Source organism: Citrobacter sp. LJND-P06 (assembly GCF_058188415.1).
Genome location: NZ_CP187317.1, coordinates 2,544,950 through 2,566,067, shown reverse-complemented (window position 1 = coordinate 2,566,067; position 21,118 = coordinate 2,544,950). Strand labels below are relative to the sequence as shown.

17 protein-coding genes and 1 other RNA gene are annotated in these 21,118 nt (G+C 50.0%); 2 read left to right on the top strand and 16 right to left on the bottom strand.

What is annotated here, in order from left to right; translation table 11 throughout:
* Positions 1 to 85 precede the first annotated feature (85 nt).
* Together aroH and ppsR are read right to left on the bottom strand one after the other, a co-directional pair.
* On the bottom strand, positions 86 to 1,132 hold the full coding sequence (aroH, locus tag ACO7SM_RS12270) for a 3-deoxy-7-phosphoheptulonate synthase AroH (protein ID WP_490467778.1): 1,047 nt from the start codon (positions 1,130 to 1,132) through the stop codon (positions 86 to 88).
* Positions 1,133 to 1,287: 155 nt separating this feature from the next.
* The gene (ppsR, locus tag ACO7SM_RS12265) at positions 1,288 to 2,121 is read right to left on the bottom strand and encodes a posphoenolpyruvate synthetase regulatory kinase/phosphorylase PpsR (protein ID WP_490467777.1); all 834 of its coding nucleotides are present in this window, start codon (positions 2,119 to 2,121) and stop codon (positions 1,288 to 1,290) included.
* A gap of 333 nt (positions 2,122 to 2,454) precedes the next feature.
* Here ppsR and ppsA point away from each other — a divergent pair, with 333 nt between their 5' ends.
* Positions 2,455 to 4,833, top strand: a complete 2,379-nt coding sequence (gene ppsA, locus ACO7SM_RS12260) for a phosphoenolpyruvate synthase (RefSeq protein ID WP_490467776.1) — start codon at positions 2,455 to 2,457, stop codon at positions 4,831 to 4,833.
* A 95-nt stretch (positions 4,834 to 4,928) separates the two neighbouring features.
* Here ppsA and fadK read toward each other — a convergent pair whose 3' ends face one another.
* From fadK to ACO7SM_RS12235, 5 genes are all read right to left on the bottom strand, one after another.
* Positions 4,929 to 6,569: a medium-chain fatty-acid--CoA ligase gene (fadK, locus tag ACO7SM_RS12255; protein WP_490467775.1), complete on the bottom strand. Its 1,641-nt coding sequence runs from the start codon at positions 6,567 to 6,569 to the stop codon at positions 4,929 to 4,931.
* A gap of 127 nt (positions 6,570 to 6,696) precedes the next feature.
* Positions 6,697 to 6,990: a ferredoxin family protein gene (locus tag ACO7SM_RS12250; RefSeq protein WP_490467774.1), complete on the bottom strand. Its 294-nt coding sequence runs from the start codon at positions 6,988 to 6,990 to the stop codon at positions 6,697 to 6,699.
* Positions 6,987 to 8,276, bottom strand: a complete 1,290-nt coding sequence (locus ACO7SM_RS12245; protein WP_490467773.1) for an FAD-dependent oxidoreductase — start codon at positions 8,274 to 8,276, stop codon at positions 6,987 to 6,989. The genes ACO7SM_RS12250 and ACO7SM_RS12245 overlap by 4 nt, the downstream gene beginning before the upstream one ends.
* Before the next feature lie 57 nt (positions 8,277 to 8,333).
* Positions 8,334 to 9,266, bottom strand: coding sequence for an electron transfer flavoprotein subunit alpha (locus tag ACO7SM_RS12240; protein ID WP_490467772.1), 933 nt, complete (start codon positions 9,264 to 9,266; stop codon positions 8,334 to 8,336).
* A gap of 19 nt (positions 9,267 to 9,285) precedes the next feature.
* Positions 9,286 to 10,050 (bottom strand): electron transfer flavoprotein, encoded by a 765-nt coding sequence (locus tag ACO7SM_RS12235; protein WP_490467771.1) that lies wholly within the window; start codon positions 10,048 to 10,050, stop codon positions 9,286 to 9,288.
* Between the two features lie 330 nt (positions 10,051 to 10,380).
* Between ACO7SM_RS12235 and ACO7SM_RS12230 the strand changes: the two genes are divergently transcribed.
* Entirely contained in the window at positions 10,381 to 11,274 is an 894-nt protein-coding gene (locus ACO7SM_RS12230) for an AraC family transcriptional regulator (RefSeq protein WP_490467770.1), read from the top strand.
* 108 nt (positions 11,275 to 11,382) lie between these two features.
* On the opposite strand, the gene ACO7SM_RS12225 is transcribed toward ACO7SM_RS12230, so the two are convergent.
* From ACO7SM_RS12225 to ydiK, 9 genes are all read right to left on the bottom strand, one after another.
* Positions 11,383 to 12,534, bottom strand: a complete 1,152-nt coding sequence (locus ACO7SM_RS12225; protein WP_490470940.1) for an acyl-CoA dehydrogenase — start codon at positions 12,532 to 12,534, stop codon at positions 11,383 to 11,385.
* Positions 12,535 to 12,547: 13 nt separating this feature from the next.
* Positions 12,548 to 14,143 (bottom strand): acyl CoA:acetate/3-ketoacid CoA transferase, encoded by a 1,596-nt coding sequence (locus tag ACO7SM_RS12220; RefSeq protein ID WP_490467769.1) that lies wholly within the window; start codon positions 14,141 to 14,143, stop codon positions 12,548 to 12,550.
* A 144-nt stretch (positions 14,144 to 14,287) separates the two neighbouring features.
* Positions 14,288 to 15,046, bottom strand: coding sequence for a type I 3-dehydroquinate dehydratase (aroD, locus tag ACO7SM_RS12215; RefSeq protein WP_490467768.1), 759 nt, complete (start codon positions 15,044 to 15,046; stop codon positions 14,288 to 14,290).
* Between the two features lie 34 nt (positions 15,047 to 15,080).
* On the bottom strand, positions 15,081 to 15,947 hold the full coding sequence (gene ydiB / locus ACO7SM_RS12210) for a quinate/shikimate dehydrogenase (RefSeq protein WP_490467767.1): 867 nt from the start codon (positions 15,945 to 15,947) through the stop codon (positions 15,081 to 15,083).
* Positions 15,948 to 15,980: 33 nt separating this feature from the next.
* Complete coding sequence (locus tag ACO7SM_RS12205) at positions 15,981 to 17,216, bottom strand: MFS transporter (protein WP_490467766.1); 1,236 nt, start codon at positions 17,214 to 17,216, stop codon at positions 15,981 to 15,983.
* Between the two features lie 236 nt (positions 17,217 to 17,452).
* Complete coding sequence (locus ACO7SM_RS12200; RefSeq protein ID WP_490467765.1) at positions 17,453 to 18,670, bottom strand: MFS transporter; 1,218 nt, start codon at positions 18,668 to 18,670, stop codon at positions 17,453 to 17,455.
* A 130-nt stretch (positions 18,671 to 18,800) separates the two neighbouring features.
* Positions 18,801 to 19,157 carry a YdiL family protein gene (locus ACO7SM_RS12195; protein WP_490470939.1) on the bottom strand — a complete coding sequence of 119 codons (357 nt, stop codon included), beginning with the start codon at positions 19,155 to 19,157 and terminating at the stop codon, positions 18,801 to 18,803.
* Positions 19,158 to 19,541: 384 nt separating this feature from the next.
* An RNA gene (gene rprA, locus ACO7SM_RS12190) (antisense sRNA RprA) lies at positions 19,542 to 19,649 on the bottom strand.
* A 265-nt stretch (positions 19,650 to 19,914) separates the two neighbouring features.
* Positions 19,915 to 21,027: an AI-2E family transporter YdiK gene (gene ydiK, locus ACO7SM_RS12185; RefSeq protein WP_490467764.1), complete on the bottom strand. Its 1,113-nt coding sequence runs from the start codon at positions 21,025 to 21,027 to the stop codon at positions 19,915 to 19,917.
* Positions 21,028 to 21,118 lie beyond the last annotated feature (91 nt).

Here is a 21,118-nt window from a genome sequence, read left to right as displayed (position 1 = left end):
GGCTGTTACGTGATGATGCGAAGCGAAGAGGGTGAAAAGCCAGATGAGAAAGGAAACGCCCATCCCCGAAGGAATGGGCCGTACATCAAAAACGGTACTCCACGGCGGAGGCTAATTTTTCCAGTAACAGTTCGGTGTCTTCCCAGTTCAGGCAAGGGTCGGTAATTGACTGACCGTACACCAGCGGCTGACCGCTAACGATTTTTTGCGTGCCTTCACGCAAGAAACTTTCGGCCATGACCCCGGCAATCGCGGTGGAACCATTACGAATTTGCTGGCAAACGTCATCACACACGTCCAATTGGCGGCGGTGCTGCTTTTGGCAATTGCCGTGACTAAAGTCCACCACCAGATGTTCCGGGAGATTAAACTCGTGCAAGGTATCGCAGGCGGCAGCAATATCTTCAGCGTGGTAATTGGGCTTTTTACCGCCACGCATAATGATATGACCATAGGGGTTGCCGCTGGTCTGATAAATGGTCATCTGCCCGGATTTATCCGGTGAGAGGAACATATGACTGGCGCGGGAGGCGCGAATGGCGTCGACGGCAATGCGCGTGTTGCCATCCGTACCGTTTTTAAATCCAACCGGGCAGGAGAGTGCGGAAGCCATTTCACGGTGGATCTGACTTTCTGTGGTTCGTGCGCCAATGGCTCCCCAACTGATCAGGTCGGCGATAAACTGACCCGTCACCATATCGAGAAATTCAGTCGCTGTCGGTACGCCTAATTCATTGACTTTCAGCAGTAATTTTCGTGCCAGTTCAATGCCGTGGTTGACACGGTAGCTGCCGTTTAGATCAGGATCGGAAATTAAGCCTTTCCAGCCAACGACGGTGCGCGGCTTTTCAAAATAGGTGCGCATGACGATTTCCAGGCGCGCCTGATGTTTTGCACGTAGCGTTTGCAAACGACTGGCGTAATCCATTGCTGCATCAAGATCGTGAATTGAGCAAGGGCCAATGATCACCAGCAGGCGGGGATCTTCACCATTCAATATCTTTTCAATCCGGCGTCGCGAGTCGGTCACGTGGCTTGCAACAGCGGACGATACGGGATGTCGTAGCGCCAATTCGGCGGGGGTGACAAGACTGTCTATACGCGCAGTACGGAGTTCGTCGGTTCTGTTCATTACATCTCTCAGAAATTTGTTGCTTCAACGGCAGGACTACCGGGAAGTGATGGGCATCACGATAAACCAATCCCTGCTGATTTCAAGTGCGAGGCGTGTCACACCTCGCAAGCGATAAGAGATGATAACCAAAATTGAATCATTGTACTAGCCTATTAGTACATTCGGCGATTCAATCCCATAATGTCGAGAATTTTAGTCGCAATTTCCTCTACCGAGTAATTGGTACTGTTCAACCACGGGATCTGGTTTTTACGATACAGCGCTTCAACTTCCGCCACTTCCATCCGACACTGACGCAGTGAGGCATAACGACTGTTTTCACGGCGTTCTTCGCGAATGGCTGCCAGACGTTCCGCCTCAATCGTCAGACCAAAAAGTTTGTGCTGGAGAGGTTTCAGAGAGGCGGGTAAAACCAGATTATCCATATCATCAGCAATAAAGGGGTAGTTTGCCGCCCGGATGCCAAACTGCATTGCCAGATACAGACTGGTCGGGGTTTTTCCACAACGTGAGACGCCCAACAGGATCACCTGCGCCTGATCGAGGTTGCGCAACGAAATGCCATCATCATGCGCGAGGGTGTAGTCAATGGCGGCGATACGCGCGTCATACTTATTGAGATTGCCGGGATTAAGACCGTGGGTGCGATGGGCAATCGGGGTGGGGTCGAGCTTCATTTCTTGCTGCAGCGGGGCAACCAGCGCCTGCACAATATCCTGACAAAAACCAGCGCTTTGCAAAATGATCGCGCGAATTTCAGGCAGTACAATAGAGTAGAACACCAGCGGGCGCACGCCAGTTTGCTGAAAGATGGCGTCGATCTGGTCTTTGACCGCCCTGGCGCGGCTCTCATTTTCGACAAACGGCAGCGTGATGCTACTGATCGTCACGGGAAACTGCGACATGACAGCATGTCCCAGCACTTCGGCAGTGATGGCCGTACCATCAGAAATATAAAAAACATGACGATCAACAACATTATCCATTTTGTTCATCCTGAAGAGCCCACATAATTCTCTGAAAGCATAAATTAAAAAAAGACAGAAGCGTATAACTCAGATCTTATTTTATAAAATGAAACGCTATTTTTATATTTACTGAAAAGTACATTTCATTTTTTGGAACTGATGTTTATACCAGCAGTTTTTAGGGGGATCGCCCGTACTCTGTGGCTTTGCGCAAATGCGGAAACAATCTGAAAAGAGAAAAAATATATTTGCTTGAACGATTCACCGTTTTTTTCGGCGGGTTAAATATGCCAAGATAAATACGCAATAATGTGTTTCCTAAACTCGTTCATTTATCAAAAGGATTGTTCGATGTCCAACAATGGCTCGTCACCGCTGGTGCTTTGGTATAACCAACTCGGCATGAATGATGTAGACAGAGTTGGGGGCAAAAATGCCTCCCTGGGTGAAATGATTACTAACCTCTCCGGTATGGGTGTTTCAGTACCGAATGGGTTTGCGACAACTGCCGATGCGTTTGACCAATTTCTGGATCAAAGCGGCGTAAACCAGCGCATTTATGAACTGCTGGACAAAACGGATATTGACGATGTCACTGCGCTGGCGAAAGCCGGGGCGCAGATCCGCCAGTGGATTATCGACACTCCTTTCCAGCCTGAGCTGGAAAATGCCATCCGCGATGCGTACGCGCAGCTTTCTGCGGATGATGCTCACGCCTCGTTTGCGGTGCGTTCTTCCGCAACGGCAGAAGATATGCCAGACGCATCATTTGCGGGCCAGCAGGAGACCTTCCTCAACGTGCAGGGGTTTGATGCTGTGCTGGTGGCGGTGAAACATGTCTTCGCGTCGTTGTTTAACGATCGTGCGATTTCTTACCGTGTGCATCAGGGTTATGACCACCGCGGCGTTGCGCTCTCTGCGGGCGTTCAGCGCATGGTGCGTTCAGATCTCGCCTCGTCCGGCGTGATGTTCTCCATTGATACGGAGTCGGGTTTCGACCAGGTCGTCTTCATTACTTCAGCCTGGGGTCTGGGCGAGATGGTGGTGCAGGGCGCGGTTAACCCGGACGAGTTCTATGTGCACAAACCGACGTTGGCGGCAAACCGTCCCTCCATTGTTCGTCGCACGATGGGTTCGAAAAAAATCCGTATGGTCTATGCGCCGACCCAGGAGCACGGAAAGCAGGTCAAAATTGAAGATGTGCCGCAGGAACAACGCGACATTTTCTCGCTGACCAACGAGGAAGTACAAGAACTGGCGAAACAAGCGGTGCAGATCGAGAAACATTACGGTCGCCCGATGGACATCGAATGGGCAAAAGACGGTCACACCGGCAAATTGTTCATTGTCCAGGCGCGCCCGGAAACTGTTCGCTCACGCGGTCAGGTGATGGAGCGTTACACGCTGCATGCCCAGGGCAAAATTGTTGCGGAAGGCCGTGCCATTGGCCACCGTATCGGCGCGGGCACCGTGAAGGTCATTCAGGACATCAGCGAGATGAACCGTATCGAGCCGGGCGATGTGCTGGTCACTGACATGACCGACCCGGACTGGGAACCGATCATGAAGAAAGCCGCGGCGATTGTGACTAACCGTGGCGGTCGTACCTGTCATGCGGCGATCATCGCGCGTGAGCTGGGGATCCCGGCAGTGGTGGGTTGTGGCGATGCGACTGAACGCATGAAAGATGGCGATAAAGTCACCGTCTCCTGCTCTGAAGGCGACACCGGTTATGTGTATGCTGATTTGCTCGACTTTAGCGTGAAAAGCTCCAGCGTTGAAACCATGCCGGATCTGCCGTTGAAGATCATGATGAACGTCGGCAACCCGGATCGCGCGTTTGACTTTGCCTGTTTGCCGAACGAAGGTGTTGGCCTGGCGCGTCTCGAATTTATCATCAACCGTATGATCGGCGTGCACCCTCGTGCGCTGCTGGAGTTTGATGACCAGGACGTGAAGCTGCAAAACGAAATCCGCGAAATGATGAAAGGTTTCGATTCGCCGCGTGAGTTCTACGTTGGCCGTTTGACGGAAGGCATCGCGACGCTGGGCGCTGCATTTTTCCCGAAACGCGTCATCGTGCGTCTCTCTGATTTTAAATCGAACGAATACGCCAACCTGGTGGGCGGCGAACGTTATGAGCCAGAAGAAGAGAACCCGATGCTGGGCTTCCGTGGCGCTGGCCGTTATGTTTCGGATAGCTTCCGTGACTGTTTCGCGCTTGAATGTGATGCGGTTAAACGCGTGCGCAATGACATGGGGCTGACCAACGTTGAAATCATGATCCCGTTTGTACGTACGGTTGATCAGGCGAAAGCGGTGGTAGAAGAGCTGGCGCGCCAGGGACTGAAACGCGGTGAAAACGGACTGAAGCTCATCATGATGTGTGAGATCCCGTCCAACGCCTTGCTGGCAGAGCAGTTCCTCGAGTACTTTGATGGTTTCTCGATCGGCTCCAACGACATGACACAGCTCACGCTGGGTCTTGACCGTGACTCCGGTGTTGTTTCTGCACTGTTCGATGAACGTAACGATGCGGTCAAAGCACTGCTGTCGATGGCGATTCGTGCAGCGAAGAAACAAGGGAAGTACGTGGGCATTTGCGGTCAGGGCCCGTCCGACCACGAAGACTTTGCCGCGTGGCTGATGGAAGAGGGGATCGACAGTCTTTCGTTGAACCCGGACACCGTTGTGCAAACCTGGCTGAGCCTGGCGGAACTGAAGAAGTAATGTCACGCCGGATGGCGTTCTAAACGCGAGATCTGGCCTACGGGAAGCAGCGAACGTAGGCCGGATAAGACGCGTTAGTGTCGCCATCCGGCAATCTATACCTCAGCGTATTCAACGCGTAAACGCTGAATGATATCCTCGCGTAACAAGAACTTTTGAATCTTACCGGATGCTGTTCTGGGTAATTTATCGATAACGACGATATGTTCCGGATATTTGTATTTGGCTACCCGCTTACGGCTAAAAAAGGCGACGACTTCTTCCAGCGAAAGCGAGTGGTGCGGCGCTTTTAATACCACATAAGCGCACGACCGTTCTCCTAAGCGCTCATCTGGCATGGCGACGACGCAGGCATCATGAATTCGGGGGTGTTGCAACAGAATATCTTCGACCTCGCGACTGCTAATGTTTTCGCCCCCACGTACGATAATGTCTTTCTTGCGTCCGGTTATCTTTATGTAACCTGATTCGTCCATTCGACAGAGATCGCCGCTGTAGTACCATCCCTCGTTATCCAGTGCGCGGGCGGTCAGTTCCGGTTCGTCGAGATACCCCATAAACACGTTCGGCCCGCGCGAAGCCTCTTCGCCCTCAGCACCTGGCGGTAATGTGTTACGTGCGTCATCCACAACTTTGATCTCCACACCGTCGGCAGCATAGCCGTCGGTGTTCATCATTCGTGAGAGCGGATCGTCCAGATTTACGACCGCATGCGGCGAGCTTTCCGTCGAACCATAGACGCTAAGCAGTTTTATGCCGAGCTGCTGGCAGTCGCGTGCAACTTTCTTCGGAATGGTTGTGCCGCCACATAAAAAGAAACGTAGCGAGGAGAGATCGGCGGGTTGCTGTTCGACTGTACACAGCAGGTCGTAGACAAACGGCGTGGCTCCCAGAACGCAGGTACAGCGTTGTTGTTCCAGTAAAGTAAGACATTCCGTCGGGGTGAAAATGTCTAACAACACACTGCGTGCGCCAATCAGAAATGGTGCCGTCACGCCATGTAAAAAGCCGGTGGCATGACCCAATGGGGCTGGCATCAGAAACACATCCAGCCAGGTCAGATTGAGGCGGGCGCAGTAGGCACGTTCGCTGGCGAGGATATTGTTATGAGTGAGCATGACGCCCTTTGGCATACCTTCGGTGCCGGACGTAAACAGTACGGCGGCCAGCGCGTCACCGTGAACCTTAACGCAGTCTGTCAGTGGTGCATTGTCGTTAATCAACTGACTCAGGGCAAGAGAGGTGGTGGCAGGAGCCCGTTTATCAACGCCGACTATCTGGTTCAGATGGGGTAACTGGTTTTGCAAGGGGAGAATCAAGTCGACAGGACGAGTCTGTTTGAAAACGGTGGGGGCAAAGAACATTTTCGCCTGACATTTGTTCAATACCCACACCAGCTCGGCTTCACGCCAGGAAGGTAGCAGTGGTACGGAAACGGCGCCTGTCTTCAGACAAGCCAGGTAGATAACGGTAAATTCGCACCAGCCAGGAAGCTGAAATGCGACGCGATTGCCGGGTTGGATTCCGTTGTTGAGCATCCAGGTGGCCAGACAGCTTGCTGCATAGTCAAGTGCGGCATAGGTGTAAGACGTACCGTGATTATCAACTACGGCGACTTTATCTGGCACAGCCAGAACGGTCTGCTGCCAGTAGTCTCCGAGCGAAGCATCGCCCCAAAAGCCAAGCTTACGGTAGGAATCCCGGCGCTCGGTGTTAAACGTTAATGTGACACTCATTGGCTGTTCTCAGTTGATTCTGGTGGCGGATCTTGTCGGATGGCCGCTGGCCTTATCCGACCTACATACTGCAAATTTTGTAGACCGGATAAGACAACCTCGCACCGCTATCCGGCAGAACAATTCATCAGCCGTAGCGGAAATCAATACCAAAGGTGCCGGCCGGGTATTCCCATTTTTCAAGAATGGTATCGCCGCAGAGTACCCGGCAGGTTCCGCACTCCAGGCAGCCTGCTGAATCGAAATGTATGTTACCTGCATCGTCCTGTTTGTAGAGACCAGCGGGACAAGCGTTCAGTAATTTACGAAATTCCTTACTGTCCGGGTGGGGTGTCAGAACGATGTGTGGATGACCCTCATCAACATGAAATTTATTGACGCCCAATTTGACGTCGACATTAACGCGATTCTCCTGGCTCATAGTGCCGTCGCTCCTTTGATGCCATCTTTCAGTAAATTCATCAGCCCTACCTGTTTCGCATGGGACAGAATCATCTTGCGGATCGGTTGATTCGGGCGACCATCAACGGTGAACATCTCGTTCATGATGTCTGCCGCCATACGCGGATACTGAGTAAACAGGCGAGGGTTTTCCATCAGTGCCGGGATCTTGCGAAAATGCTGCATGTCTCGCATCACACAACTCTGCTCCAGCGCGCTTTTGTACTCCGACAGTGTGCGGGCAGAGAAATCCTGTCGTTCTTTTGCGGCGATCGCCGTTTTCGCTGCGGCTTCCGCAGAGGCGATGGCTAAATCCATTCCGCGAACCGTGTAACCCAGGTTGAGACAGAATCCGGCGGCATCGCCGACAATCATCACACCGTCATTGACCAGTTGTGGCACCATCGCGAGTCCACCTTCCGGCACCATGTGTGCCGAGTATTCCAGCAGCTTGCCACCCTGAATCAGCGGGCGAATGGAGGGATGCTGTTTAAAATCTTCCAGCATCTGCGGGACGCTTTTCTGCGCATGAGCCATATCACCGAGCCCACATACCAGACCGAGAGAGAGAGAATCACGATTGGTATAGAGAAAACCGCCGCCCATCAGGCCATTTGAGGGAGAACCGGCAAACAGCCAGGCTGCGCCTTCATCACCTGACAGATTAAAGCGATCTTCGATTTGCGTGGGGGAGAGGGCAATCAACTCTTTGACACCGACGGCATAGTGGTGGGCTGATGATGCGGGAACCATACCCAGCGAGCGGCCCAGCATCGAATTAACACCATCGGCCAGAATGACAATATTGGCTTCAAGAATATCGTCACCGGCTTGCACGCCAGTCACCTGGTTTCCTTCCCGGATCAGCGAATCAACGCGAACGCCGGGAATAAATTGCGCGCCAGCCAGTTCGGCTTGTTCCATTAGCCAGGGATCAAGTCGATTGCGCAACACGGTATAAGAGGTCTGCGATGGGATCTCTGGATGTTCGCGATGGTAATCGAGAGTGACGGCGCTATCCCCGGTCATAAACGAAATTTTCTCACGGGTGACTTTGCGTTCAATGGGAGCCTGCTGGGCAAACCCTGGCATGATACTTTCGAGACTGTGGGCATAGAGGCGACCCCCAGTCATATTTTTACTGCCCGCACTGTTTCCGCGCTCAATGATCAGCACATCCAGTCCGGCTTTCGCCATCACGTATGCCGCCACCGTTCCTGCCACGCCAGCGCCGACCACAATGGCGTCAAATTTTTCATCCGACATGCTTTATGCTCCCTTCCCGCTGTGCGTACAGCGGGATCTGTGGGTAAAAGGTGAGGGTTAACGCAATTTTTCTATCAGGGCAGGGATGACCTTGTAGATATCGCCTACCAGTCCATAATCGGCGTAGTTAAAAATCGGCGCGTTTTTATCTTTGTTGATAGCAATAATCACTTTGGCTCCGTTACCGCCTACCATATGCTGGATCTGTCCAGAGATACCCAGCGCCAGGTACAGGTCAGATTTCAGCAGTACGCCGGACACGCCGATGTAACGTTCGCGTTCCATCCAGTTTTCACCTTCGGCAATCGGACGCGAACAACCGACTTCAGCCCCCAGCACGGTGGCCAGTTCTCTCACCATATTGAGATCGTCTTGCGCGACCAGACCACGTCCGACGCCCACCACGCGCTTTGCTTTGCTGAGATCAACGCTGCTAAGTGTTTTCGTTCGCCGTTCCAGGCAGAGAATCTCATGGCGTGGTGAGATATACGCAGCGCTTACGATAGGGCAGTCATAAGTCGGATTGGCTTCGATGGGTTCCATCACTCCGGGCGCGAGAGTGATAATGGCAACTGTGCTGTTTAGCTTCTCCCGACCAAATGCCAGCCCACCGTACATACGGTGTTGAGCAGACAGGTCAGGCTCGAGGCTCACCGTGGTGGCATCGTTGACCATTGCGGCATCCAGCAGCACGCTCAAACGAGCCCCCAGCGCTTTGCATCGTTTGGTGGCGGCCATTAGCAGCAGACCATCCCCTTTCTCTTTGATTTGTGCGGCAAGGGTTTCGGCGTAATTTTCGACTCGCTGCAGACCGGAATGTTTCTCCAGAACGATGATGCCGTCAGGGGCGAAGGACTTAATGCGGTCTATCTGTTCAGTACCCAGAACAATGGCATAGACCTGCTGGCCCCATAAACGGGCCCCCGCCATCAGTTCCGCGTAGCGTTCCACGTTATCGCTAAAGACCCAGACGTTGTTTAATTGGCTCATGATGATTTCTCCGTGGGGCTTAGTTCAGGGCTTTTTTCAGGTGTTCTGCAAGTTCAGCGATAGCTTCGGGTGTATCACTGTCCAGAATAATGTGCTTGCGCGCGGTCTGTGGCGGTACGATGATTCCGGTGAGTTCTGCCGTCAGCGTGGACTGACTCCAGCCAATATCGCTTGCCTGCCACTGATTAATGGTTTTTTTGCCTGCACCCAGGATGGCTTTCATTGAGGGGATGCGAGGGGTGTTGATATCCGACGTCACACAAAGAACAGCGGGTAGCGGCAGCTCAATGACTTCAACATCCTCCTCCAGCGTACGTTCTACGATAAGGTGATTGCCGTGGCGTTGGATGTTGCTTACCGCATTAATAACCGGTAGTTGCAGGATTTCACCCACCAACAGACCGACTTGCTGGGCGTAGAGGTCGCCAGAACCTTCGCCGAACAGTATCAGATCAAAGCCAATCTTCTGTGCCGTAGCGGCCAGCACCTGAGCGGTATCCTTCGGTAAGGCGTGTTCCAGCTTCGCATCCTGCACCATATACAGTGCATGTGGTCCCCGGGAGAGGACATCTTTACGAACTTTCGAGTTTTGCAGCAGCGATCCTCCCACCGTTAGTGCGGCGATTTCATCGTCATCAGCAGCCAATTGTGCCGCCGCTTCAATGGCATTGAGATCGAACTGGCTGATTTTAGCGTCGGCATTGTCAAAACTGAGGGCATGTTCGGGAGTAACTACAATGTCCTGTTCTTCAGGCACCAGCTTAAAGCAGGTAATTATTTTCATGGCATCTCCTGTGAGTCACATGCTGAGGATGGCATCGGGTGCCGTCATCGGCGGATAGTAAAAATTGACTGGAGTTAGTGTGCGATAGACGCAGGACTTTTTTCGAGGGAGCAATCTGTTTTCATCGCCAGGAATCTTGCAAAAAAAATGAGAACAGTACTGCAAAAGTAAAGCCAGCCAGATAATTAAGGCTGAATGAATGTGTTATCTTGCATGCTAAGCAAACAATCTTGTTTTGCCGTCGTTTATTGCAGTTGTATAACCTCCATTCTCGCTTTATTTTATCCTCATTATATTGTTCTGGATTTCTATCTTCGTGTGGAGGTTGTCATGTATCAACGATGTTTTGATAACGCAATGGAACCCCTTTTTGACCAGGGTAAGACACCGCGATTTTCTCGCTTTGTCATCAGCGATGATCCCAAATGGGAGTCTGGGCATCATGTTCATGATAATGAGACGGAATTGATTTATGTCAAAAAAGGAGTCGCCAAATTCATTATTGATTCGTCACTCTATGTCGCTCATGAGGATGATATTGTGGTGATTGAACGTGGGCGGTTACATGCTGTCACCTCCGATGTTAACTCGCCTGCCACCACGTTCACCTGTGCGCTACACGGCTTTCGTTTCCAGGATTGGGAGGAAAACCAGTTGTTGCAAACACATTCATGTCCGGTGGTTTCCATCGGTCAGGGAAAAGAGGTGATCAAAAGTATTTTTAATGAACTCAGCGTGGTATTACCGCAAAGTAAACACGGTTCGGCGACCTCAGTTTGTGACGCTTTTGCTTATGCACTGACGGTTTTATTCTATGAAAACTTTAAAAATGCTTACCGTTCAGAACAGGGACATATTAAAAAAGATGTTTTGATTAAAGATATTCTTGTTTATCTCAATAACAACTACCGGGAAAAAATTACGCTCGATCAGTTATCAAAAAAATTTCGTGCCAGCGTCAGTTATATTTGTCATGAATTCACTAAGGAATATCATATTTCCCCGATTAACTATGTTATTCAGCGGCGGATGACGGAAGCGAAGTTTGCTTTGACCAATACTGACTCTTCGCTGGCAGAAATATCATGGCGAGTAGGATATGAAAATGTCGATCATTTCGCCAAATTGTTTCTGCGTCATGTTGGTTGTTCCCCGAGTGATTACCGTAAACAGTTTAAAAATAGTCTGGCTGAACAGGTGTGTCTGCTGTCTGAAGCTTCATGATTAACGACGTATTATCCACTGGTTTTCTGTAGGCCCGGACAGCGTAGCACTACCGGGAAAATGACCGGATAACAGCGTAAGCGTGTTATCCGGTCTACAAATAAGTATTTACTTGTTCTGATAATCCTTCAGGATCTGACGACCTGCGACGTAAATCATGATCTCATCGGTACCGCCGCCAATACGTTCGCAGCGTACGTCGCGCCAGAAACGGGAAACGCGGGCGTCGTCGGTGTAACCCAGTCCCCCCATAATCTGAATGGCATCATCAATCACTTCCATTGCAGTACGGGCGCAATACAGTTTCGCCAACGCGGCGCTCGTGCGCAATGACTGCTCCTGGTCTGCTTGCCATGCCACCTTCAGAACCATGTTGCGCATGTTGTCGATTTTAATCGCCATCAGCGCCAGTTTTTCCTGGATCATCTGGTTATGGCCAATCGGTTTACCAAATGCAATGCGTTGATTGGCATAGCGGGCTGCGTCCTCAAAGGCGCACTCAGCAAAACCCGTACTGCGTGCTGCATTGATTAGGCGTTCCATTTCAAAGTTGTACATCACATTGAGGAAACCCATACCTTCTTCGCCGACCATGTCGCTTTCATCCACCTCAACGTTGTCGAGATAGACTTCGCAAGTACTTAGCATGTGCCAGCCTATTTTGTGCAGCGGGTTAACTTTAATTCCTGGTTTATTGGATTCCACCCACCAGAGAGTAAAGGCTTTCTTTGGATCTTTGGGTTCAGGATCTCGAGCCAGCACCAGCATATAGGGGTACTCTTTTGCTCCGGTAATAAACGTTTTCTGGCCGTTCAGGTAAACTTTACCGTCTTTGCGGGTGTAGCTGGTGGTGGCGCTGTTGTTGTCGGAGCCAGCGCCAGGTTCAGTTAATGCCAGCGCATAGGCCGGGTCGCCGGTTTCCAGCGTACTTTCTGCCGTTTTACGCAACTGTTCGGGGGTGCCGAAGCGACGCATACTGTGAATACACTGGCCGTTGGTGATCAGAAATGCGGGTGCGCCACATTTTGATACTTCCATCAACGCCAACATCTGTGTGACGTAATCCGCCGGAATGCCGCCAAACTCTTCCGGTACCCCCAGCATTGAAATCCCGTTTTCAGCAAGGGCGCGCATAAATTCTCGGGGATAGGTGCCGGTCTGATCGCAGGTACGGAAATACTCCTCCGGGAAATTAGTGGTGATCAATTCGCGAATACTGGCAAGTAGCAGTTCCTGCTCTTCGGTTAAAGAAAAGTCCATCATTTTACTCCTTTTAATTGGCCGCTTCAGGCAACACAAAACCCATGGTGGCATCGATAAATAATCTTTCGTCCATCAGTTTGAGGTCAGGGGAAATCACAGGGGAAAATTCCATTTTTTCGAGAATATCTTTTTCCAGATCCACGCCTGGTGCGATCTCTATTAAATGGAGTCCGTCTTCTTTAAGCGTAAACACCGCACGCTCGGTGATATACCGAACGTCAAGTCCACGCTCAAGGGCAATTTTGCCGCTGAAGGTGATTTCCGGCAGTTCGTCGATAAATTTCTTAACCCGGCCTTCCTGTACGATATTTAATTTACCGTCAGTAATTTCAGTTTTCAGACTGCCCGCGGTTAACGTGCCGCAGAAGACGATTTTCTTCGAGGTTGCGCTGATGTCTATAAAGCCGCCGGTCCCCATGATTTTTCCGTTGAATTTGTGCACGCCGACGTTACCGTGCTTATCCACTTCCGCGAAGCTGAGATAACAGACATCCAGACCACCACCGTGGTAGAAATCAAACTGCGAGGTCATATCAAGAATAGCGCGGGTATTAACGTTGGCGCCAAATGCGACGCCCTGAGAAGTGATCCCGCCTACAGGGCCAGTTTCTACGGTCAGGACAAAGTCATCCGCACAGCCCTCTTCACGGGCAACCAGCCCAATACCATCGGCAATACCGACGCCGACGTTGCCCACAGCACCTTTACGCATCTCAAACAATGCGCGACGGGCCACCAGCTTGCGTTGGTTCAGGGGGAGGGGGAGTTGAGTGCTGTCATCAAGGGTGAAGTCACCTGAAATAAAACGGTTAACCGGGGCACCACCGTAGAGTTGCGTTTGGCCAGGATCAACCACCACGATATCCACCAGATAGCCCGGAATACGCACCGATTTAGGATGCAGGGTGGCCTTCTTGACCATCTTTTGTACCTGCATCATCACGATGCCGCCGTTGTTGTGTACCGCCTGAGCAAGTACAAGGGCGTCCAGATACATCACCTCATCTTCAAAAGAGGCATAGCCCTCACTATCACAGGTGGTAGCGCGAATAAACGCAACATCAGGCGTGATAGCTTTGTAATAGAGGTACTCTTTGTTATCTATCTCAACCAGCTTAATCAGATCCTCGGTGGTAACTTCATTGAGCTTGCCACCTTGTTGGCGGGGGTCGACAAACGTGCCAATACCGATGTCGCTGAGAATACCGGGCTGGTGGGCTGCTGCGGCGCGCAGCGTTTGGGTTAAAACCCCCTGAGGGTAGTTATATGCGGCAATTTTATTCTGTTCCGCTAAATCGGAAATACGCGGTGACTGGCCCCAGTGTCCGCACAGCGCCCATTTGACCAGTCCTTCTTGTGCCAGTGGACTAATACCGCGATCGCCGCGATCGCCAAGCCCTGTTGGGCTGATAATGGATAAATCACGTGGAGTCTGCGTTTGTTTATATTTATCGGCTAATGCTGTAATTAAAGTGGTGGCTTCCAGAATTCCGCCCCCGGCGCCCAAAATACAGAGCGTAGCTTGATCTTTAATATAGTGAACCGCTTCCTGCGCAGAGAGTACAGGTACACGGCCATCAATGCGTGGTGGTCTTTCAGGTTTCATAATAACTCCTGGAAATACCTGGCCGAATGCTTACGTAGCTCAATTCAGACGTACGCATCCGCTGAATATTCATAGTGAATATTCATTTCAGGTCATTATTTTATTTGTGGCGGGAGAGTTTAATTCCCGCCATAATTTAGCTTATTAAGCCTGATGTAATATTGTTAATACTGAACGCAGATCGCTAACGGAAATTTGCCCAGGCGCAGAGGCTTTTTTTACCGCACCGAAAGTTGCCGCCGAACCAAATACTTCACCAGCCAAACGTGAGATCACACCCGTTTTTGACATTGACATGGTAATCACCGGACGGTCAGCGTACTGTTCCTGCATCTTCAACGTTGCAGAAAGCAGCGTCAGCACATCGCTACGATTTTCAGGCATCAGGGCGATTTTGGGTATATCGGCACCCAACTCCTGCATTTTGCGCAGACGCTGAATAATTTCGTCTGCGGCCGGTGTTTTGTGAAAATCATGGTTGGACATGATCACTTTAACGTTCTTGCTGTGTGCGTAGGCAACCGTCGCTTTGACCAGTTCATCGCCTGTAAACAACTCAAGATCAATCATATCGACCAGCCCGCTGTCGACCGCTGCGCGATTGAGTGCAATATAAGAATCCGTCGAAATTGCCTGTTCACCACCTTCTTTCGCACTGCGGAAGGTAAATAGCAGAGGAGTCTGCGGCATCACATCCCGGATGGCGCGGGTAGCTTCAAGAACGGCATCAATAGATGCCACATTGGAAAAATGGTCCACACGCCATTCCAGAATGTCGAAATCGGCGTCGCGATAAGCCATTACTTCCGATTTGACACTGGCGATATCTTTTCCCATCAGCGACACGATGATTTTGGGAGCACCTTCGCCAATGACGAGGTTTTTCACGGTTACGGTTTTCATTTAATACCTTTTGTTATTCACAGATCCTGGCCTGTCAGGCCGTAAACCCCATCGCCTGTTTAACGTATTCCAGCGGAAAATCTTTGCCGGTCCACAGTTTGAACTGTTCAGCTCCTTGCCACAACAACATGCCGTACCCATCTATTGTTTTGCAACCGGCTTGTTGTGCCTGCTGCAGTAACTTTGTCATGTGCGGGTTGTAGACGCATTCTGTCACCAGCAGTTCTGGGCGCAGCAGGCTAACGTCGCTGACAATGGAGTCGTTTTCAAGCGGTTTCATCCCCACTTTGGTTCCGTTAGTCAGGATATCGGCGCTGGCAAGGGCTGCTGCGAATGCCTGCTGATCGGCGAGGTCGAACACCGTGACCACGCAATCAGTATTCTCGTTAACGCGTTGGGCGAAATCGAGCGCCTTCTGGAAGAATTCGTCATTGCGGTTAAACAACTTGATCTCTTTGATACCTTCAATGGCGGCCTGTGCGCCAATAGCGGTAGATGCGCCACCGGCACCCAGTAATACCATGGTTTTACCCTTGATATCGAACCCACTCTCTTTGATAGCACGAATGTGACCCGTGCCATCGGTATTGTACCCACGCAGATAACCGTCATCATTCACGATAGTATTGATAGCACCAACCAATTTTGCCGCTGGAGTCAGTTCATCAACAAACGCGCACGCCAGTTGTTTATTGGGCATAGAAACCCCGGTACCGCGCATCTTTAACGCTTTTAGCCCTTCAATTGCCCCTGCGAAACTGGTGTTATCCACTTCAAATGCCATGTAGGTAAAAGGTAGCCCTGCTTTTTCCAGCGCTTTATTTTGCATTTCAGGTGAGAGGCTGTGTCTGATGGGATAGGCCATCAGACCAATCAATTCATATTTAGCAGTTACATCCATAATAGTACTCCTCAATATATTGGCTGATCGGGTTTATTGAAAATAGCGTTCGCCCAGTCGTATATCGTTCTGCGGAATATTAAATACGCGGTAATAACGTATGAAAACGACAATGGCGGTGATGAATGCAAGTAGTGCAAAGACAAAATCCAGTAGAATGATGTACTGCAAGCCGATTGTGGAGAGATAGCCGGTAATCAGCGGGATAATAAAGTTGGCGACGCCGCCCATCATCATATAAACGCTGGTGACTTTTGCTTTGCTCTTCGGGAAGAATTCGGACATAACCGAAACACCCAGTTGTAAAATACCGCCTGCGGCAGAAAAACCGATAGCAAAGGCGCCGGCGTTACAAACCAGCGGTGACGGGTAGAGATAGATGATGGCTGCGGTTATGGTTGCCAGTCCGGCGTTGAAGACGTTCGCCCAAATTGGGCGGATCATTTTCTTTAATAGCACAGCGAAGATAAATACACAGACCAGTGACCCCATACTGTAGTAGGTGATGGTTTTCAGGGCATCGGCTTCCGCCATCCCAGCGAAGGCCATGGCGTATTTAGGCATCCAGACGACGATGACATAAAAAGTAGAAAAAGCCGCCACACCAAAGAGTACGGAAGCCACGCCTTCCAGCCATACCAGTGGTTTGCTGTTCATCTGAGGCAGTTCTTTAGCCACATTGGCGTCCACCAACTGACCTGGAAATTGGCTTCTGAGCAGCATCAGGGTTATCAGACCAAACAAAATACCCGGGATGATGACGCCGTAGCCGTACCAGATATTATTGAGCAGCATGTAGCTGACAATCATCGGGTAAAGCATCTGCCCAAAAGAGACCATTGCCTTGACCAGGATTACGGCAGAGCCAGACGCTTTAGGGAAACACTCCATCAGGGCAGGATAGCCACCCGTGTCGAGTGCTGAGTTGGCAACCCCGACGCAGACGGCGAGAACAAATGCCACCATCAGATTTGGGCTGGCGGGAATACCAAAGAAAAAGAGCATATACAAAACAATGCCCAATAAAATGATAGCGCGTCGACCGAATTTATCTGACAGTACCCCAAAAAATAGAATGCTGATCAGACGACCAAGTCCAATGCCAGAAATTAAATAAGCGATCCCGGCATTATCTGTCGAGAATTTTTCCGCAAGCGATGTCATGTTTTGCGCCAGTGTAATGACGCTAATGCCATGGAGGAAATAACTAAGATAGATACAAATGACAGCCAGGATAAATGGCGTGTTGAAAACTTTGCTCTGAGACATTTTTCACGGCTCCTTGCTTGTTTAAATATATTTTGTTTTATTCAGTATGGTTTGGATTATGAGCAATATACTGTTTGCTGACGACCATGACCACATAGCATACCGTTTTAATTACTAAGTATATTGCATGCCAAAACGTGAAATATATTCCTTCCTACCGTCATTTTGCTGATGAGGATAAAATGCACCAAACTATTTTGCAGTAAGGTATAACAATATTGCTTCTGGGGCGTTTCCTATTCAACTGGCTGCGAAACAGCCATCTGGGTTTTTGATTCAATATGACTGCGATAACCAATAAAAATCGCCAGCAAAAAACCCACTGCGGCAATGCCGGTATCAAACCACATAATGTCGGCGATGCTTCTTTCCGAAAGGTGTGCGGTAACCAGTGGAATAGTGAAGGTGGCAATACTGCCCGCACTGTAGTAAATGCCGGTTGCTTTTCCTTTGGCATGTGGAAAGCGCGCAGCCATCAGCGTGAGGCCAATTTGCACCACGCCGCCTGCGGATGAAAACCCGATAACAAATGCGAATACCATAACCACGTACATACTGGGATACAGGCAGACCACTAACAATGCGATAAATGAGATAAAGGTATACAACATCAGTAAGGTGGTGGAACGCACGGTTTTACGCACCAGCGGAGCAGTAATAAATACGCAGAGCAGTGAACCGCAGGTATAGATACTTAACAGTTTGATCGACAGCGTGTAAGGCATTCCGGCGACAAATTGACCATATTGAGACAACCATTGACTGACCAGGTAAAACGTCGCCATAGAGACATAGCCATAGAGGGTGTAACTGGTCAGGTCGATCAGTGAGCAGCGATGGTTACGTGCCGCTGCATCGGTAGTCACACTCTGAACGGGACGTACTTTACGGCCAGGGTGCGGAGGAAAAGCACAGCGAAATAAAAACAGACCGTTCAGGATCATGATGGCTGCTGCAATGATAAACGACCAACCGAACCAGAGATCAGCCCAGACCAGCAGACTGATGATCATGGGGAGAAAAAACTGCCCCGCTGACACGAACGCTTTTATCAGGATATTGGCTGTGCTTGGTGAGGAGGGAAATGCTTCCATCAGGCTGGGGTAAGTACCCGCATCGAGAAAACTGTTCGCCATTCCTGCTAAAAAGCCAAAAGCATAGGCAATGATAATGTTATTGGTATTCAAAATTCCAAAGAAAAACACCAAATAGAAAGTCATTCCCAGGATAATAAAGGGTCTTCTGCCGAATCTGTCAGATAATAGACCGGCACAAAATAAGACGCTTAAGCGACCGATACCCAATGAGGAAATGACGACTGAAACACCTGCGGCATTGGTTTGCCAAAGTTGTTCGAGCGAGGACATGTTGAGACTCATTAGAATGACTCCCATACCATGCACCAGATAATTAAAGTACAACCCCATCGCCGTAGAGAGGTAGGTGTTTTTCATAATGTTGGCCCAGCGAATTGGCTAAAAATTCCCCTGGTGCAGGTCAATGTACCTGTACCATAAAACTACGATGTATCAAATTATTAGATGTTGTTCAGGGTAATTAGCCTGATGCTGATTTTTCACCCACCTAGCACAGGCGTTCCAAATTATGGGCATAAAGTTCGATTGCAACCGACTGATAAATTTTCCAGTCCAGAAAATCACCGTCACGGTAAACTGTCTGAAAATCAGCCAAATCAACGAAAAAACGCATCGTGTTGTTGCCTATTCTATTATTGATTTTATCAATGATGGCATTGATACGTAAATTTCGTTCTCTACGCATCTCAAGTAATTTTTCAATAATTGGAGTAGGGGGAACGCATTCTCCTTTTTCCCACTGTTGCCAGGTTGTAATATTATAATCAGGTGCAATCCATCTTACACTTTCCTCAATGGTTAGCGCAAAAATTTGCCGTAATGCCTGTAGTTCAAAAGCGTTCATCATTTAATGGCTTCTTTTTTAGAAACAATAAACCATAAATAACATTATTGCCCTGATTTCGACTTGAAGAGAGTCACAGTATTTTGTGCAACATTGTTTGTTGCAAATATGTGAGGGTGAATATACATAAGGTTATTTTTACAATAGCGCCGAAGTGTTTTTGGTCACAATACCAAAAAATTATTATTGCAATTTTAATCCAGTTATATCCATACCGATTCGTTTCTCAATATTGGCCTATGGCTGAAGGTGCACATAGCAAGAGGCATTAGAGTCCGGCATAAAGGAGGCCAGATTTGATTATGTCACCGGTGTAAGGTTCTACCTGGCTGAAGATAGGGGATTGCAAGGGTGGCTCAGGTGAGGAAAGGCGCATGCAAAGGCATAAAAAAAAGCCCATCGTGGGAGATGGGCAAAGACTACACACAGCAATTCATTGTTTCACTCAGGGGATGTCCATGCTTATAAATCAATGTGTTGATCTATAACCTTGAGCTAATAGTAGGCATAGGGATTTTTTGCGTCGATCAGATTCGTCTCAATAGTTTAAAAGCTGTAAAGAATTTGCGACACAAAGAAGGGTAAACAGAAAGATTCAGCAACAATATTGTGTAATCAAGGGGTTGATTGATTAGTAACGCTAAAGTATTTGGCGTTTCGGACTCTCCAGACTGCCCGTCGACGCGTTGTTAACGGGCAGGCCTTCGGTACGGTTTTGCCAGATAAATACACGCCGGCAAAACCGCACATTTACGAACTACTTGCGGGGTTCTGTAGGTTCAGCCAGTGCTTCCAGAACACTGTCTGATGCATCATCAGGAAGCGGCGCTTCATTCACCCATGCGGAGAACAGACGCCAGGAGACGGCTAACAGCACCGGACCAATGAACAGACCGATCATGCCAAACGCAATTAATCCACCGATAACCCCAGAAAGGATCAGAATCAACGGTAAATCAGCGCCCATGCGAATGAGCATTGGGCGAATCACGTTATCCAGCGTACCGACCACACAGCTCCACACCAGCAGCACGGTGCCCCAGGTGTTGTCGCCTGTCCAGTAGAGCCAGATGATGGAGGGAATCAGTACCGGCAGAGGCCCCAGTTGCACCAGGCAGGAGAGGATCATCAGCACGCTCAGCAGCGTGGCATAAGGCACGCCGGAGATAGCCAGACCAACACCACCGAGAACCGCCTGCACCAGTGCAGTAACGACGACACCCAGCGCTACAGCGCGAATGGCTTGCGCAGCCAGCACAACGGCTGCATCGCCACGTTTTGCGGCCAGTCGGCTGGCAAAGTGGCGAACCCCTAAAGCAACCTGCTCACCGCGCCAGAACAGCAGGGCGCTAAACAACAGCATCAGGCCACAGTGCACCATAAAACGACCAATATGGGCGGCCTGACCGACAAACCAGGTGGTCGTGGTGCCAATATAAGGCCGGATTTTGGCCATAATCCCCGAGCCGCCCATATCCAGCAGGTTGTGCCAGGCGGCATACAATTTGCTCCCGACCAGCGGAATGCTGTTCAGCCAGGCGAGGTCGGGTAACGTCATGTCACCCGCGCTCATGGCGTGGATCAGCGGACCGCTGCCGTCGACGATGCTGTTAACCAACAGCGCAATGGGGATAACAAACAGCAAAACCAACAGGAGCGTCATCACCAGAACAGCGAGAGAACGGCGGCCCCACAGCAGTTTTTGCAGGAGAAGCAACACAGGCCAGGTGGCAATCACCACGGTACCTGCCCAGGCAAAGCCCAGGATAAAGGGTTGTACAATCCATAGACATGCCACAATCATGATGGCCAAAAACAGCACCGATAGCAGCACTTGCGCAATATCCTTGGGCTGACGAATGTTTACCATAAATACTTTTCACCTTTTTTGTACGTCAGAATGTTGACGTGATCTGAACACGCGAATCACTCGTATACAATAATGAGCAATTTCAGCGGTT

Bases quoted from the DNA above. Each gene is read 5' to 3' on its own strand.
- aroH (WP_490467778.1), bottom strand. From the start codon at position 1,132: ATGAACAGAACCGACGAACTCCGTACTGCGCGTATAGACAGTCTTGTC.
- ppsR (WP_490467777.1), bottom strand. From the start codon at position 2,121: ATGGATAATGTTGTTGATCGTCATGTTTTTTATATTTCTGATGGTACG.
- ppsA (WP_490467776.1), top strand. From the start codon at position 2,455: ATGTCCAACAATGGCTCGTCACCGCTGGTGCTTTGGTATAACCAACTC.
- fadK (WP_490467775.1), bottom strand. From the start codon at position 6,569: ATGAGTGTCACATTAACGTTTAACACCGAGCGCCGGGATTCCTACCGT.
- ACO7SM_RS12250 (WP_490467774.1), bottom strand. From the start codon at position 6,990: ATGAGCCAGGAGAATCGCGTTAATGTCGACGTCAAATTGGGCGTCAAT.
- ACO7SM_RS12245 (WP_490467773.1), bottom strand. From the start codon at position 8,276: ATGTCGGATGAAAAATTTGACGCCATTGTGGTCGGCGCTGGCGTGGCA.
- ACO7SM_RS12240 (WP_490467772.1), bottom strand. From the start codon at position 9,266: ATGAGCCAATTAAACAACGTCTGGGTCTTTAGCGATAACGTGGAACGC.
- ACO7SM_RS12235 (WP_490467771.1), bottom strand. From the start codon at position 10,050: ATGAAAATAATTACCTGCTTTAAGCTGGTGCCTGAAGAACAGGACATT.
- ACO7SM_RS12230 (WP_490467770.1), top strand. From the start codon at position 10,381: ATGTATCAACGATGTTTTGATAACGCAATGGAACCCCTTTTTGACCAG.
- ACO7SM_RS12225 (WP_490470940.1), bottom strand. From the start codon at position 12,534: ATGGACTTTTCTTTAACCGAAGAGCAGGAACTGCTACTTGCCAGTATT.
- ACO7SM_RS12220 (WP_490467769.1), bottom strand. From the start codon at position 14,143: ATGAAACCTGAAAGACCACCACGCATTGATGGCCGTGTACCTGTACTC.
- aroD (WP_490467768.1), bottom strand. From the start codon at position 15,046: ATGAAAACCGTAACCGTGAAAAACCTCGTCATTGGCGAAGGTGCTCCC.
- ydiB (WP_490467767.1), bottom strand. From the start codon at position 15,947: ATGGATGTAACTGCTAAATATGAATTGATTGGTCTGATGGCCTATCCC.
- ACO7SM_RS12205 (WP_490467766.1), bottom strand. From the start codon at position 17,216: ATGTCTCAGAGCAAAGTTTTCAACACGCCATTTATCCTGGCTGTCATT.
- ACO7SM_RS12200 (WP_490467765.1), bottom strand. From the start codon at position 18,670: ATGAAAAACACCTACCTCTCTACGGCGATGGGGTTGTACTTTAATTAT.
- ACO7SM_RS12195 (WP_490470939.1), bottom strand. From the start codon at position 19,157: ATGAACGCTTTTGAACTACAGGCATTACGGCAAATTTTTGCGCTAACC.
- ydiK (WP_490467764.1), bottom strand. From the start codon at position 21,027: ATGGTAAACATTCGTCAGCCCAAGGATATTGCGCAAGTGCTGCTATCG.